Consider the following 15,241-nt stretch of genomic DNA (forward strand, 5'->3'; position numbering starts at 1 on the left):
CGACCATGGCATCCGCCCAATTAGCGACCCGCATCGATAACAGGGTCAAGAAGACGGTCGAACTCGTCTGCAAGAACCGGGGTTTGAAGATGAGCCGCTTCATCGAAGACGCCCTCTTGGACAAGCTCGAGGAACTCGAAGACGTCGAAGACCTGAAATCCTTGAGAAAGGAACCGTCCCGCCCTCTGTCCGAGATCCTGAAAGACCTCAAGGCCCATGGCAAAATATAGGATCGAGATCGTCCGCTCGGCCGAAAAGGCGCTATTTTCGCTCCCCAAGCCTTTCGTCCCCAAGATCGTCAAGGCCATCCAGGACCTGGCGGAAACTCCGTACCCTCCCGGCTGTCGCAAGCTTTCAGGCCAAAGAAGCACCTTCCGTATCCGGGTCAACGTGTACCGCATCATCTATGAGGTCCACGACGATCTGATCCTGATCAAGGTTCTTAAGATAGGCCACAGAAAAGATGTCTATCGAAACTAAGAGGCAAAATTCCGGCGCGTTTCTTCCAACCGGACGAGCTTGCCTTGAGCCTCGCGGAGGGACTCCCGCTCCTCTTCGACGATCTCCGGGTCGGCGCGGCTGACGAAGTTCTGATCTTCCAGGCGCTTGCCGCGTCGCTCGATGTCGGCCTTGAGTTTTCCGATCTCCTTGTCGAGCCTCTGAACCTCGGCGGCGAAATCGACCAGCCCTTCGAGGGGCACGAAGACCTCGAGGCCTTCGGAGATGACCACGTGAGCCATCCCCTTCGGCACAGGGGGCTCTTGTACGACCTGTGTTGATTTGGCTCGCCCAAGGCGTTGGATGATTGGCTGCCAGCTTTCAACATGACCTCGGTCTTCAATCTTCTTCGAGTAAATGATCGCCGTCATTTCCTTGGCGGAAGGGATGCGGTTTTCTCCTCGAATAGATCGAATCGCTTCTATGACTGGTATGATCATGTCGACGATACTCGCGTCCAATCGGGCAGTTTCCTCCGAGAATCCGGTTGTATGCTTTAGAACACTTTCATTGCTTGGGAATCCGCATTGATCCAGAAATGGCCTTTTTTGATTGCCTGGCATCAAAGACCAAATTTCGTCCGTAATAAAGGGCATGAAGGGGTGTAGGAGCGACACGCTGGCACCCAAGACATCATATAAGACCTGCTTGGTCAGAGTGATCTTGCTGAACTCCAGGTACCAGTCGCAGAAGTCGTGCCAGAAGAATTGGTAGACGGATTTCGCCGCCACATCAAACTCGTAATTCTCAATCGCCTTTGAAACGATGTCGGCTGTTTCACTCAATTTAACAATAATCCAATGATCATAGGGTGAATACGACAAGACATCCTGCAGGGGTTCGTATCCGCCCAGGTTCATCATCGCAAACCGCGAGGCGTTCCAGACCTTGTTCGCGAAGTTCCGGTAACCTTCGATGATCTGCTCGGAAAGTTTGATGTCCCGCCCCTGCGCCGCCAGCGCGGCGAGCGCGAACCGGAAGGCGTCGGTCCCGAACCGGTCCATGATCTCCAGGGGATCGATCACGTTCCCCTTCGATTTGCTCATCTTCTGACCCTGGGCGTCCCGCACCAGGGCGTGTATGTAGACGTCCTTGAACGGGACCTCGTCCATCATCTCCAGGCCGAACATCATCATGCGCGCCACCCAAAAGAAGATGATGTCGTGGGCGGTGACCAGGACCGACGTGGGATAATATTTTTCAAGCTCCGGTGTCTTGTCCGGCCAGCCCAGAGTCGAAAAGGGCCAGAGGCCGGAGGAGAACCAGGTGTCGAGGACGTCTTCTTCCTGGCGCAGTCCGGCCTTCCCGCACTTGGGGCACTTTATCGGGTCCTCGCGCGCGACAATCGGGTCCTTGGCGCAATCGCAGTACCAGGCCGGAATCCGGTGCCCCCACCAGATCTGGCGGCTGATGCACCAATCCTTGATGTTCTCCATCCAGTTGACGAAGGTCTTCGTCCAGTTCTCGGGATGGAACTCCGTCCTTCCCTCCCGGACCGCCTGGAGGGCCCTTTCGGCAAGGGGCTTCGTCTTCACGAACCACTGGAGCGAGAGATACGGCTCGACGACCGTGCGGCAGCGATAGCAGTGGCCGACCGAGAGCTTGTGAGGCTCGGTCTTGACCAGGAGCCCCTTCTCCTCCAGGTCGGCGACGATCTTCTTGCGCGCCTCGAAGCGCTCCATCTTCTCGTAGTCTCCGCCGTTCTCGTTCATGTGGGCGTCGGGCGTGAAAATATTGATGCGCGGAAGTTTGTGCTCGTTTCCGAGAGCGAAGTCGTTGAAGTCGTGCGCGGGAGTGACCTTCACCGCGCCCGTGCCGAACTCGCGGTCGACCCGGTGGTCGGCGATGACGGGGATCTCGCGGTCCGTCAAGGGCAGCTTCAGTTTCTTGCCGATCAGCGCCCGGTAGCGCTCGTCCTCGGGATGGACGGCGACGGCGGTGTCCCCGAGCATCGTCTCGGGCCGCGTGGTGGCAACGACGAGGTTGTCTCCGTACCGAATATGCCACAAATGCCCATTCGTCTCCTGATGCTCCACCTCGATATCCGAAAGCGCCGTGTGGCAACGCGGGCACCAATTGATGAGGTAGAGATCGCGGAAGATGAGCTTCCTTTCGTAGAGCCGGACGAAGGCCTCGCGCACCGCTCGGGAGAGCCCATCGTCCATCGTAAACCGCTCGCGCTCCCAATCGCAGGAGGCGCCCAGGCGCTGGAGCTGATGGACGATATGGCTCCCGTACTTCTTCTTCCACTCCCAGACCCTCTCGATGAATTTCTCGCGGCCCAGGTCCTGCCGCCTCTTGCCTTCCTTCTTCAGTTCGCGCTCCACGACGTTCTGGGTTGCTATCCCCGCGTGATCCGTCCCCGGCACCCAGAGGGCGTTAGAACCCTTCATCCTCTTATAGCGGACCAGGATGTCTTGGAGCGTGTTGTTGAGGGCGTGCCCCATGTGGAGGGAGCCGGTGACGTTCGGCGGCGGGATGACGATGGAGAACGCCCCGCCCTTTCCATTCACGTCGGCATGGAAGAGATGAGAATCGAGCCACCTCTTCAGCCAGCGCTCCTCGACCTCTTTGGGTTCGTAAACCTTGGGCAACTCTTGGTTGGACATGAACGCCGAGAGTAGGAAACGAGGGATTTATTGTCAAAATCAAAAACTCCCTGTAATTTAGCCGAATGGCCGCCGCGCGCCTGATCATCGCCAGCTCCGAGCAATGCGCCGACCTCTACTGGGCCACGCGTTTTTACGTGCCCGATCCCATCACCTTCATCGAGCACAAGGGGAGGAAGATCCTGATCGCCTCGGACCTGGAGGTCAGCCGCGCCAAGAAGGAGGCCGACGTCGACCTCGTTCTGTCCCAGTCGGGAATCGAGAAAAAACTTCGTCGAGCCGGGCATAAGATCCGGCCTGGAATCGTCCTGGACGCCGTCCTGAGGGAAAGGCGGATCAAGCGCCTCCAAGTCCCCTCCTACTTTCCATTGCAGCAGGCGGAAAACCTGAGGAAGCGCGGTTACAAAGTCGAAGTCGTTCCCGATCCATTCTACCCCGACCGGGAGATCAAGTCGGTTGCCGAGAAACACCATATCACGGCGGCGCTCCGGGCGACCGAGGCCGGCATCCAGGCCGCGATCGACGTCCTCAAAAAGGCGAAGGTCAAGGGCGGAAAGATTTACCGGAACGGTGCCGTCCTCACGAGTGAAGCCCTCCGCCGGGTCATCGAGTTGAAGATGATGGATTGCGGCGCCCTCGGCCAACACACCATCGTCGCCTGCGGCAAGCAGGCGGCCGATCCGCATTGCCGGGGAACGGGACCCCTCTACGCGAACCAGACGATCGTCCTCGACGTTTTTCCGAAATCGATGGCGACGGGCTACCATGGAGACATCACGCGCACGGTCGTCAAGGGCCGGGCCTCCGAGGCTCTCAAAAAGATGTACGCGGCGGTCAAAAAATCGCAGGAGACGGGGATCAGGTCGATCCGGCATGGCGTCGACGCGGCCCACGTCCACGGCGAAGTCAGCCGCGTTCTGGAGGCCGCGGGCTTCAAGACGGGGATCCTGAACGGCAAGCCTCAAGGATTTATCCATTCCACCGGACACGGTCTGGGTCTGGACATCCACGAATCTCCCCGCGTCAGCCGCCTCTCCAACCGGCTTCGCTCCGGCCACGTCGTCACCGTCGAGCCGGGACTGTATTATGAAAAGCTCGGCGGCATCCGGATCGAGGACGTCGTCTATATCACCAAGAAGGGTTGCGAGGTTTTGACGAGGATCCCGAAGGTTTTTGAGATCCCCTGACCATTTACGACGCAACCTCCCCCGCCGTCCCGGCGATGTGTCTGCTCCATGACGTCGATCCCTTCGCTCTGCTCCGTCCTCTCCATTCTCCAGGGCTGGGCCGTCGTTCCCAATGCCCTGGAACGTCCCACCGTCTTCTTGGAGGAACCGATTTCTCTAGACGCCCTGTCGCGACTGACGACGGGCGAAGGCAGCCGAATTTCGGCTCACGGCATGGAGACGTTGTTTGCCGACGCGCGCAGTCTGCTTTTTGGGGGATCGACGGATCGCCGCGACGAGATCGGATGGACCTACGGACTCCTCCGGGTCGCCCACCGGCCCGATCGAGGCATCGGCGATCTCGCGGCCCTCGCCCCATTTTTTGTGGTGGAGGACAATCTGTTCACGACACCGGTGGTGGCGAATGGATTGATGCTCCGGCTCGGGGACCGGATGACGGCGTCGGTGGGGCCGTTATAGTTCCTTGAGCAGTTCTTTCCGCTTGGCCTGGTATTCCTTGTCTGAAATGAGGGCGTCGGCCTTGAGCTGGTCGAGCTCCTTCAGCCGGTCCCGGACGGTCTTCTCACCAGAGGCCTCGGGGGCGCTGGCGGACTTTTTCGACGGCTTGACCGCTTCCTCGGCGACGATTTCCTTGCCCTCTTTCTCTTTCTTCCCCTTGCCCTTCTTCACGGGCTCCGCCTTTTCGGCGACGGCGGCGCCGGAAAAACGGCTCAGGTCGAAGACCAGCTCTTCGGGGTCCCAAGAGATTCGGTTCTGGCCTTCCTGCAGCTCAAGCGTGACCCGGAGTCCCCGCGCCTGCGCGGAAGCGGACGCGGCGCCCTGGGTCGTGCGGTCGCCCAGAAGTTTGGCGTAGATCTTCGTGAACTTGATGTGGAGGCCGTCGGTCTTGACGAAGGCCCTCATGACGGTGAGGCGGTCGTTCTGGATGACGAGCTTGGAGTCGCGGGTAAAGTACGAGACGACGACGACCTCCTCGGGCTTGGCCTTCTGAAAGGCATCGACGAGGTAGGGAGTCAGGAACTCAACATTCTTCTCGTCAAAGAGCTCCCGGTTCTCGATGTCCTTCAGCAGGAGGATCTTCTTGTTGAACTTGATGGAACTCAAGATCGCCTTCATCTGGTCGGCCGTGAAGGTGTGGGGATGATCGATTCCTCCCTCCTTCTCGGCCTTCTTGGCCCCGTCGAGCTTGATGAAGTCGATCTTGTTCTTGCTCTTATAGATGATCTCGCCGGCCAATGCGGGCGTTGAAAACGCCACCGCCGCCGCCGCTAAGAGTCCCGTGATCCTTCGTGAAAAACGCATCGTTTCCTCCTGCCTGCCGCGGGAAGCGGCCAAGGCCGGTATCGGTACGACTTCCCGTCTTTTGAAGTCAAATCCAAAGATGGGACGCAACAAAGTCCGGCTTCGTGAGACAATAGACACCGGAATGCCTATGGTGACGCCGAATTTCTTCCACTCCGTCCTCCAGTTGGTTCAGGGGGATATCACCCGTCAGCAGGTGGATGCCATCGTGAACGCGGCCAACGCCGAGTTGGCCGGGGGCGGAGGCGTCGACGGGGCCATCCACCGCGCGGGCGGACCGGAGATCATGGGGGAACTCTCCCGCCGGTACACGGGATGCCCCACGGGTTCGGCGGTCATCACGGGGGCCGGGCGGCTGAGCGCGAAATACGTCATCCACGCCGTGGGCCCGATGTGGTTCGACGGCTCCCAGAACGAACCCGAGCTCCTGGCGTCGGCCTACCGGACGAGCCTCCGCCTCGCGGCCGACCACGGGTGCCGGTCGGTGGCCTTGCCCTCGATCAGCACCGGCATTTACGGCTTCCCCCTGGAGCTCGCGGCCCCGATCGCCCTCGAGACCGCCGCCGCCTTTTATGATCAAGAGCCGGTCTTTGACCTCATCCGCTTCGTTCTGTTCGGACAATCCGCCCTGGATACCTTTCAAAGGGCCCTCACCGCTTTGACAGAATGAGACACTCCATTTAGGGGGGTCCACACCCCTTCCTTTTCCTTCATCGTTCACCGACGTGAATATTTTCATATAAGATAATGAAATTATTTATCTTTCCCAGGGGACTCCTCACCCCACATCTCGGTGTCTGGCACAGTTCTTGCCTTAGATAAGGCTTAAACCATGTGTGATCCGACCATTACCAGCTGTCCTACGGACGGAGGGGCACCCCTGTCTTCCGTTTTCCCTCAGGACGGTGGTCCCGACCCCCTCGTGTCGGTTCCGCCGGCCAACGACACGGGTGTCTCAGATGCCATGGCGACCGGCGGAGGCACGAACTGCCTCCCCCCGATGCTCTGCGCCTTGCACCCGTTACCCGTCATGAGCCCGGCGCGAGCCCAGATCTTCGTCGATCCGCAAAGTACGGATGGACCTGTACGTCGCAGCCCTTTGGCCTTGCCCCCTTCCATTATCGAGGCCCTGATCAATGCACCCCTGGTGTCCTGGCCGCGGGACCGCCAGTCCTTCCAAGCACCCTCCCCCAATTCGGTCGTCACCTTAAACGACCGGAACGGTCTTCTGGAGATTTCCAACCAATATGACCGGGAGTATCAACTGGGCCGGGAGTCGCTCGCGGACATTCGAAGCCGTCTGACGGCCGCGCGGGCCTCCAACGACCCCGCCGAGATTAGCCGCATCCTTGACGAGATCGCACCTCACCTCGATCAGTTCGGCCGAACCGCCAGAATGATTCAAGATGTCCACACCCAAAACGGACTGAACGACTATTCGACGATCGAAAACTGGTTGAACCTCCTCTATGCCGATCGCAGGTCTCAACCGTATTCCGACCCCTCCCAAACCTCGACCGAGTCCATCCGTCTCGAAGGCGTGATGCTGGGCTTCGGCCTGGCGGGGATCAACAAACACGACACCTCGCAACGTCTTGGGACCGCCGTGAAACTGATGATGGAGCATGAGGCGCGCGCGATGGCCTCCGAATCCCGTTGGAGCGGGACACGGGTCCTCGGTCTCTGGGGGACCAATCTCGCGGTCGTGGGCGTTTCCGCGGACCAGACCTCGGCCTATCATCAGGCACTGCGCACCCGCGTTTTGAATTTCTTCCGGACGAATCAGCCATTGCCGGAGGACATCGTACGCTCCATGGGTCTGCAACACTTAAACACGAACGATCTGGCCGGGAGGGATTGGCTCGTCGGAAATCCGCGGAACATGGGTCTCACAACCGGCCACGCCTCCGTGGATATTCCGGCCGAAGACGTCCAACCCATCCGGGCCGACCAGCGCGTTACTCAGGCTTTGAAGGAAATGGCGGCCGCCGAGGCGGAAGCCAAAAGGTTGGGCCGCGAGACGTTTACCGACGTCGTGCCGGCGAATAGCCCGTCCCGCGCGCGCGCCGAGCGTCCCTTGGCCCGGAGCCCGAGGATCATCCCTGCGGGGACCGACCTGGCGGACATCCCCGCGCTGCCGCCCCAGCCGAGGGGCCAGGCGCCACAGGAGGCCACGGCGGCGGACGTCAATCCAAGACCGGGCCACGACGCGGGCCATTCGATCGGCCATCAGACCCAACTGACCAGCCTCGTCAGTCAAGCTGCGGGGTCCGTTCCGGCAAACGGGGGCGATGTCACACGCACCCACGAACTCATCGACCAAGCCCTTCAATTCATGGACAACCCGGAGCCGCGCCAGCCCGCCGTGAGCGTCGAGTCCCACTTGGAGCATGGACGCGATATTTCGCTGGAGCACTACCGTTTCGAGGGGATCCTCCGTCCCGAATTCTTCCCTCAACTTTTGCACGAAATCGCCGGAGGACGGCGCGTGTTCATCCAACAGGTCGAAATCCGGGACATGTTCGGCCACAGCATGGACCATGCGCCCGACGCGCGGGATACGATGCTTCGGCGAACCCTGGACATCACGATCGCCGGACACGAATACCACGGCCTGGAGGTCTACGCCTCGCTGAAGGGCGACGAAATCAGGATCGGCCTGATCGAACCGCCGGGCACCCGGCTTTCGGACGCCGACCTGGCGCGCGCCTCGGATTACATCAGCACGAACGCCCGGCGCATCTTCCCGAATGTGACCCATCACTCCGTTCACAAGGTTCCTCCGCTTCCCGGAGGGTTTTTCGACGGCCGTGGTTACGCCATCGAAAGCCGGACGGTGGATGGCCGCACCGAACGGATCGTGCACATCGACGGTGAGCCGCTGACCGACGCCCAACGCGGGGAATTCATCAGCGTCGTTCAAGAGGCCCACGGCATCCGCATCGAGCCGTCCGAGATCCGCGGAGTTGACAGCATCGCCAACGTCGCGCAGGTGGAGCGTTGGAACGGCTATTTTCGCGTCAGCGAAGCCGGACGGCCGATCTATATCAACCTGCCGCCGGGAACGACGCCCCCTCCGGGTTTCGTACCGGGCCACAGCCCCTATGACATCACCTTGACGCCGATGGTGGAGGTGCCCGCCGGAAGCCCGCCCGAAGTCATTCAAATGGCGATCGAGCGGACCGACCGCATGGCGAACGAAATGAAGAGCATGGGCATCAACCGCCCGAATCACGTCTCCGATGCGCAGGCTGCCGCTCCGCGGCTGAGCCCCGACGGAACGGGCGTGGTCGTCGATCCGCGCGCCCCCCGGGCCGACCGGGCCGCCCCTCTCGACAATCAGGTCCGTCTCGGATGGATCGAGAGGCTCCAGGCCACGCGCGGAGGACGCGTCCAGATGAACGCCGGAATGTTCGGGTTGGCCAGCGTCATCACCCAGGGAAGCGTCCACCTCCTGACGGGGCATTCACAGTTCGCCAATCCTTCATTTTATCTCCAGATGGCCCCCGATTACGGCCTCATGGCCGCGGGAACGGCGGTGGGTGAGACGGGGGCCAGGGCCTCTCTTCTCGCGCGAAGTGGGGAACTCTTCGTCCGAAATCCGGAAACGGGACAACGCTTTTTCAACCAGGCGGCGATGAGAACCGAACTCTCGGGTCTTCGAGGAGTCGGCGTTCATGGCGCCGGAATGCTTGGGGCCGTTCTCATGATGGAACTCGGCCATGGGCAACTGAACGCCACACAGACGGGGCGCACCCTGGTCGGCATGACGGCCTCCACATTGGCCGCGCGAGGTCTTACGTACGGAACCCTTTACGGCTTGGAGTACGCCGGAGTGCTTTCCGCCCCTGCCCGCGCCGCCGCCCTCCGGTCTCCTTGGACCGCCGTCGGCGTTTTGGCCATCGAGGCGGTCGGCCTCGCGGTCAATGAAATTTATTGGGCCAATCGGGACCGGGCCGAGGCGGAGAGGGATCTGCGCGCGACCGTCGGAAGCCGGATGCACGCCCTCGACGAAATGATCGCTCACAACACCCTCACAAACGAGGACGGCTCCGTCAATGAAGCGGAGCTACGGCGCCATCAAACGGCCGTCCGGGAGCTCAATGACGCCGTCTGCCAACTCATGGTCTTCCAGTTTGGCCAACAAACGGAGGAAGGGCGGGACTTCGTGTCGGCCCAATCCGACCTTCAAGGCGCGCGGGGCGAATTGAACGCGTTCCTTCAGGATTATCCCGAGATACGCGAGGAGATCCAGCGCCAGCCGAACCAAGAGATAGCGATCTTAAGGCGTCACGAGGAAAGGATGCACGACCGGTTTGCCAGCAACCCCTTCGACACAAGGAGCGGCTACGATTCGAGCCTGCCGCACAATAAACTGGGCATCATCGTCGGCAAACTGGAAACGGCCCAAAACGACTTGACCCGTGCCGAGCCCTTGTTTCGAGACATGGTCCGGAGGCGTCTCGAATCGGCCCCGATGACGCCGGACCCCGTAAGTCTTTATCAGAGCTCCGCAAGCCTTGCCGCCGGCCTGAGAAGCGACCCGGTCGCGCTCTACAACCAATTTTTTCATCCGGAGCAGGGTTATCTGGCCTCCCGCGTCCTCTATGCCGATCAGGTCCAGGCGCAGGGCGGCGACCCCCATTACCCATCCCCGCCTCCTCCGCCGGCTTACCGGCTGGTCCTGGACCCCACACCCGTCGCGCCCCTTAACGAGCTGGGTTTCGATCCGACGAATTTCTTCTTTCGGCCTTCGCCCGAGCCCGGCTTCAATCCGTTCGGCCTCCCATTGACGGCCTCCTCGGACCCGCGTGTCGTCATGATTTCCTCGTCCTCGGGGACGCCGAGTTGGGCCCGGGACTTGAATCTGGAAAACGACTACGGGACACCGACCCCCTTGTTCGAATTGGATGCTCAGGGCCACCTCCGGCCCATTTCGCCGCGGCCTCAACCGGCCGACGTCGCCCTGACGGTTTTCCCGGACGAAACCATCGGACCGCTGCAAACGAATAGCGACGTCATCGCCACCGATGCGGTCACGAGTCGTCCGACACGGCCCGTCGCCATGCTCAATGGACGCCCCGTCACTCGGTTGATCTTCGGAAACGCCCCCTCCGCGCTGATCCCGCGCCGCTAAGCTTCAAACGAGAAAATTATCGAGAAACGATTGTAAATCCTATCGTGGGGGGAAAAGGCGTCTGTTGAGGTCGTCCAAAGACTCCAAGGAAAGGGACAAAACCGCCGTTTTTTGACGGATCCTCTTTTGCACGGCCGGATAGTCATTCACCAACAGTTCCAAGGCTTGACGATAGTGCTCCAACGCCAGACGCTGATGTCGCGCCTGGCTGACGGTGGCGGGCAAATGTTCCTCTAGGGAAACCCTGGGATTCCGGGCCAACGCCTCTTCATCCGCCCCATTCCGAAGCAGCGCGGAAACGGAGGGAGGTAGGCCGGGATTTCCGGAAATCAAGCTGTCCCACTGATGGGCGGGGTCGGGAATCGTAAGAACGGCGGACGATGAGGCGGAGGCGCCGGACTCGCCCACCTCGCTCGGGCGGTTGCACGCAACGCCCAGGAGCGACGAGGAAAGGGACAGCAGGGAGATCGAGAGAAATCGCGTCAGCATGACGGCATTCCTTTCGCTCATCCGGATCAAAAGTTGCTCGGAAAAGCCTTCATGGGCCCCGTCCTCCGGAGACCTGTCATAAATACTGGACACTTATTGGATCGTGGACATCAAAAGTAATCAATACTTTCCCCACTTTGAATTCCATTTGGCATATAACATATTGATATTAAATATATTTTAACCTTCGCCGCATGGCATGCCGATTGCTCATTTCTTCCGCCATGATCGTCAGGACCATTTCCAAATTGATCGCGGAACACCTCGGGAACGAGGGGCCAACAGAGGAAAACCACGGTTCGATGACCGAGTCCTCGCCGGCCGGGTCCGCCGTGTCCGGTAGATGGCTGGCGTTGGGACAGGCCTTCTTCAAAGCCCCGCGCCTGTTCCAAGCGCTCCGTCCTTCCGACCGCACGCCCCCCCTCCTTCCTCCGTCCCTGATTGTGGACCTGATCCGCTCCCGCGAACTCTCTCTCCCTCCGGATCAAAGACAGACGGCCTTGCCGCCGCAATCCATCGTCACCCTCAATGCGCGGCCTGGCGGGATTGAGATCACGAACGAATACGACGCCACCTACCGGCGGGGCCTCGAGGCCGTCCGGGATCTCCGTGCGCTCTTGGAGTCGGCCGGTGCCTCCCCGGACCCGGCGGAAATGGCGGGCCTGCTCGAGGACGCCGCCGGCTTGGCCGAGGATTATGGAAAGGCCGCCGAAATGGTCCATCGCGTCCATACGCGCGACGGGCTGAACGAATACGCCACGATCGAGGCGTGGCTCGGTTCCCTATACGATGCGGCCCGCCGACACGCGGAGGCCGGACGTCCGGCCCAGGAAACCATCCGCCTCGAAGGTATCATGCTGGGTTTCAATCTCGCGGGCGTCAACAAGCACGACGCGACCTACCGCACCGGCACGGCGGTCAAGCTCCTGATCAACGGCACGGCCCGGGATGTCGCCGCCGAGTGGGGCGGCGGGGCGCGGGGATTGGGGTTGTGGGGAACGAATACGGTCATCGGCGGCGTGCCCGAGGGCCGCGTCGAAGAGTTCCATCGGGAGGTCGAGGGCCGGGTCTATGACTTTCTCAAGCACGACCAGGCCCTCCCGGAGGAGATTTCGCGGCAGCTCGGCGGAAAAGACGTCCGCACGAGCGACCTGCCGGGGAGGCGCTGGCTTTTGCGCAGCCGCTCCCACCTGGGCCTCAGCGCGGGGCACCGGTCGCTGGACCTGCGCGTTTCCGACGTCCGCCCGGGCGACGCGGACCTCCGCCTCATCGCCCTTCTTGAAGGCTTGGCCGGCACCGAGTCCGCAGCCCGCGGCAAGGGCGGCATCGCCAAGGGAGGCGCCGTCGATTTCGCCCGTCCGGCCGGCGCGCGTCCGGCGCCGCTGCTTCGGACACCCGCGCGCCTGGCGCCCGGCACCGCGCCGCGGGACGTGCCCGCGATGGAGGCGCCCGAACGCGGAGCGCCGAGGACGCCGCTCGCGCTCGCGGACATTGAAGCCGGCCGCCTGCCCAGGCCCGCCCACGAGACCGGCCACCTGATCCGCCAGCGCATCGATCTGGATGGCTACCTCGCTCAAGCGGCCCGCGAGGCCTCATCGGGCAACGGCGACGGGGCGCGCGATCGCATTCGGGAGGCGATCGGTTTTCTGGACAATCCGGAGGCGAGACCTCCCGAATCGCTGCCCCGGTCCATCGCCGGCTTTCTGTCGGACGGCTACGCGCGCTCGCTCGAGCAGCATCGTTTTCCCGGCGTGTTCCGTCTGGAGCTCTTCCCTCAGATCGTGGAGCGCGCATTTCAAGGCGAACGGTTCTTCATCCAGATGGCCGAATACCGCGACTATTGGGGCCACAACCGCGAGCACGCGGCGGACCCGGGCGACTCGATGCACCGGCTCACCATGGACATCCTGGCTCGGGGTTACGAGTACCACGGCGTGGAGGTGTTGACGGGAACCCAGGGCGGCGACGAGGTCTATTTCGCCGTTCGCGGAACAACGAGCGAGGGCGCCGAACTGACCGACGCGGACGTCGCGCGCATCTCGGACCATCTCGCCACCCACTTCAACCGCATCTTTCAAAACGTCGAACACCACATGGTCGTGAAGGTGCCCGCGCTGACAGGCGGCCTCTACGACGGCCGTCCCTATGTCATCCAGGACGGATCGGTCCATGTGCAGGGCGAACCATTGACCGATGCGGCCAGAAGCGACCTGTCGGAGGTGATCCGCATGGCTCACGGGATCGAGATCGAGCCGTGCCGGATTTCGCGCGTCGAAAGCATCTCTTCGGTCGCCCAGGTCGAACGCTGGAACGTCTGGTCGCGCGTCGACGCCGCGACCGGACGGGTGATCGACATCACCCTTCCCCTGGACGCGACGCCGCCCGAAGGTTTCTTCCAACGCATCATCCCCCTCTCCACCACGATCACGCCGGCGGTCGAGATTCCCACGGGCAGCTCGCCCGAGGTCATCCGACTCGCCATGGACCGCGCCGGAAAAATCGCGGACGACATGAAGGCCGCCGGCGTCGATCGTCCTCAAGCGAACGCCTCGGACGCCGCGCCGCCACCGGTCGTCCGATTGGGCTGGCTTGAGAGAATGCAGACGTCGCGACCCGGCCGCCACGCCGTCCATGGCGGCGTTTTCGCCGTCGGCGACGCCGTATCCGACCTCATGCTGGGCGAGGGCGGCCGATGGGCGCACCTCGACACTTACGGACATCTGGCCCGGACCTATCTCGGCTTGTCGCTCGGCACGGCGGCGGGAGAAACGGCGAGCCGAGGCGCCGTCGCGCTCTTCGACAACCGATTGCTCGTCCGCCAGGGCGAAGCCGTCACCCTCAATCGAGCCGCGTTCCGCGCCGAACACGCGGGCGCCAAGGGGTTTGCGATCAAGGGCGGAGGTCTGTTGGGCGCCATTCTGGCTACGGAGATCCTCGGTTCGGGACGGATCCGCCTGGAGGAAACCGCGTGGACCGGGGGCAGCATGCTGACCGCCATGGGCACGTCGCGCGTCGCCCTGGCCGGTGCCGCGGGCACGGCGGAACTGGCCGGCTTCGCGCGATTGGCGCGGGGGCTCAAGACGCCCCATCCCGTTACGATGGCGGCGAGCGTGGTCCTCGAATGCCTGGTGATCAAGGGGATCGGACATTGGCGCCGGACGCGCGCGACGGCAGAGGCGGGCGACGGCGCACGCGACGCCCTGGCCAGGGCCATGCACGCCCTGGACGAAACCATCGCCCGGGGCGACGTCCTTGAATCGAGAGGCGATGTCCGGAACGTCACGGAAGCCTTCGGCGACCTGCTCCTGTTCCAGTTTTCCCAAATCCTTCCCGAAGGCCGCGCCTTCGTCGAAGCCCAGAGCGAGGCCGCCGAAACGGCGGAAACCCTCGACGGCCTCCTCGAACGTCACCCGGAGGCTTGGGCGCGCATCCAAGACATCCGGGAGGATCCGGCGGCTGATGACGGCGAAGAGGCCCGCCTCATCGCCGATCTCGTCGAGCACGAGGATGCACGGGAGTCCTTGTACAGCCTCACGGGCGGTCGGGGCATAGGCCAAAGCGGGGCGCGCGACCTACAGGAGGCGACCGAACGTCGCGATGAGGCCCGCGCCGCGCTTCAATCGGCGGAAATCCGGTTCCAGGAGGCCGTGCAAGAGGCCCTCCAAAGAGCGCCCCGCGATCCGGCCGTCTCCATGCCGATCGGAGGATCGATCTCCTGGCATTACCGAGCCTCCCTCGAGCGCGATCCGGTCGCCCTCTACAACCAGTTCCAGAACTACCTCGCGAGCCGCATTGCCATGGCGGACCAAGTCCAGGCCGGGCAAGGCGCGGACCTGACCGGACGATTCCCCGGCCTGATCAGCGGGGCCAAAAGTCCGGTCGAGCACGGGGTCGACGTCTCCGTCCCGCAAATCCCCCCGATGGACTTCGACCCAACCCTGCGGCTCCCCTCCACCGGCGCGCCCACGGACCCCATTTTGGATTTGCTGGGGCTGCCTGCCATGGAATAGACCTCTCAC

At 62.3% G+C, this 15,241-nt stretch carries 10 protein-coding genes; 7 read left to right on the forward strand and 3 right to left on the reverse strand.

The window, feature by feature from the left end; genetic code table 11:
- Window positions 1-5: 5 nt before the first annotated feature.
- Both VLJ37_01720 and VLJ37_01725 read left to right on the forward strand, forming a co-directional pair.
- Window positions 6-230, forward strand: a complete 225-nt coding sequence (locus VLJ37_01720) for a hypothetical protein (GenBank protein ID HSA58387.1) — start codon at window positions 6-8, stop codon at window positions 228-230.
- Window positions 217-480: a type II toxin-antitoxin system RelE/ParE family toxin gene (locus VLJ37_01725; protein ID HSA58388.1), complete on the forward strand. Its 264-nt coding sequence runs from the start codon at window positions 217-219 to the stop codon at window positions 478-480. Before VLJ37_01720 ends, VLJ37_01725 begins: the two co-directional genes overlap by 14 nt.
- Here the strand turns inward: VLJ37_01725 and VLJ37_01730 are convergent.
- Window positions 477-3,107, reverse strand: a complete 2,631-nt coding sequence (locus VLJ37_01730) for a valine--tRNA ligase (protein HSA58389.1) — start codon at window positions 3,105-3,107, stop codon at window positions 477-479. The genes VLJ37_01725 and VLJ37_01730 overlap by 4 nt on opposite strands.
- A 65-nt stretch (window positions 3,108-3,172) precedes the next feature.
- On the opposite strand from VLJ37_01730, the gene VLJ37_01735 reads away from it, so the two are divergent.
- Together VLJ37_01735 and VLJ37_01740 are read left to right on the forward strand one after the other, a co-directional pair.
- Window positions 3,173-4,294, forward strand: coding sequence for a Xaa-Pro peptidase family protein (locus tag VLJ37_01735; protein HSA58390.1), 1,122 nt, complete (start codon window positions 3,173-3,175; stop codon window positions 4,292-4,294).
- A gap of 48 nt (window positions 4,295-4,342) precedes the next feature.
- On the forward strand, window positions 4,343-4,753 hold the full coding sequence (locus tag VLJ37_01740) for a hypothetical protein (GenBank protein HSA58391.1): 411 nt from the start codon (window positions 4,343-4,345) through the stop codon (window positions 4,751-4,753).
- On the opposite strand, the gene VLJ37_01745 is transcribed toward VLJ37_01740, so the two are convergent.
- Window positions 4,748-5,596, reverse strand: coding sequence for a hypothetical protein (locus VLJ37_01745; protein ID HSA58392.1), 849 nt, complete (start codon window positions 5,594-5,596; stop codon window positions 4,748-4,750). The genes VLJ37_01740 and VLJ37_01745 overlap by 6 nt on opposite strands.
- A 130-nt stretch (window positions 5,597-5,726) precedes the next feature.
- Between VLJ37_01745 and VLJ37_01750 the strand changes: the two genes are divergently transcribed.
- Both VLJ37_01750 and VLJ37_01755 read left to right on the forward strand, forming a co-directional pair.
- Complete coding sequence (locus VLJ37_01750) at window positions 5,727-6,266, forward strand: O-acetyl-ADP-ribose deacetylase (GenBank protein ID HSA58393.1); 540 nt, start codon at window positions 5,727-5,729, stop codon at window positions 6,264-6,266.
- Window positions 6,267-6,701: 435 nt separating this feature from the next.
- Complete coding sequence (locus VLJ37_01755) at window positions 6,702-10,733, forward strand: hypothetical protein (GenBank protein ID HSA58394.1); 4,032 nt, start codon at window positions 6,702-6,704, stop codon at window positions 10,731-10,733.
- A gap of 39 nt (window positions 10,734-10,772) precedes the next feature.
- On the opposite strand, the gene VLJ37_01760 is transcribed toward VLJ37_01755, so the two are convergent.
- Complete coding sequence (locus VLJ37_01760; GenBank protein HSA58395.1) at window positions 10,773-11,243, reverse strand: hypothetical protein; 471 nt, start codon at window positions 11,241-11,243, stop codon at window positions 10,773-10,775.
- Between the two features lie 173 nt (window positions 11,244-11,416).
- Here VLJ37_01760 and VLJ37_01765 point away from each other — a divergent pair, with 173 nt between their 5' ends.
- The gene (locus tag VLJ37_01765; protein HSA58396.1) at window positions 11,417-15,232 is read left to right on the forward strand and encodes a hypothetical protein; all 3,816 of its coding nucleotides are present in this window, start codon (window positions 11,417-11,419) and stop codon (window positions 15,230-15,232) included.
- The last annotated feature ends 9 nt before the right edge of the window (window positions 15,233-15,241 follow it).

This window comes from bacterium, assembly GCA_035454885.1.
Classification (GTDB): Bacteria; UBA10199; UBA10199; order JACPAL01.

Excerpts from the sequence above, each read along its gene's own strand:
- VLJ37_01750 (HSA58393.1), top strand. The coding sequence starts at position 5,727 with ATGGTGACGCCGAATTTCTTCCACTCCGTCCTCCAGTTGGTTCAGGGG.
- VLJ37_01725 (HSA58388.1), top strand. The coding sequence starts at position 217 with ATGGCAAAATATAGGATCGAGATCGTCCGCTCGGCCGAAAAGGCGCTA.
- VLJ37_01730 (HSA58389.1), bottom strand. The coding sequence starts at position 3,107 with ATGTCCAACCAAGAGTTGCCCAAGGTTTACGAACCCAAAGAGGTCGAG.
- VLJ37_01735 (HSA58390.1), top strand. The coding sequence starts at position 3,173 with ATGGCCGCCGCGCGCCTGATCATCGCCAGCTCCGAGCAATGCGCCGAC.
- VLJ37_01760 (HSA58395.1), bottom strand. The coding sequence starts at position 11,243 with ATGAGCGAAAGGAATGCCGTCATGCTGACGCGATTTCTCTCGATCTCC.
- VLJ37_01765 (HSA58396.1), top strand. The coding sequence starts at position 11,417 with ATGGCATGCCGATTGCTCATTTCTTCCGCCATGATCGTCAGGACCATT.
- VLJ37_01740 (HSA58391.1), top strand. The coding sequence starts at position 4,343 with ATGACGTCGATCCCTTCGCTCTGCTCCGTCCTCTCCATTCTCCAGGGC.
- VLJ37_01745 (HSA58392.1), bottom strand. The coding sequence starts at position 5,596 with ATGCGTTTTTCACGAAGGATCACGGGACTCTTAGCGGCGGCGGCGGTG.
- VLJ37_01720 (HSA58387.1), top strand. The coding sequence starts at position 6 with ATGGCATCCGCCCAATTAGCGACCCGCATCGATAACAGGGTCAAGAAG.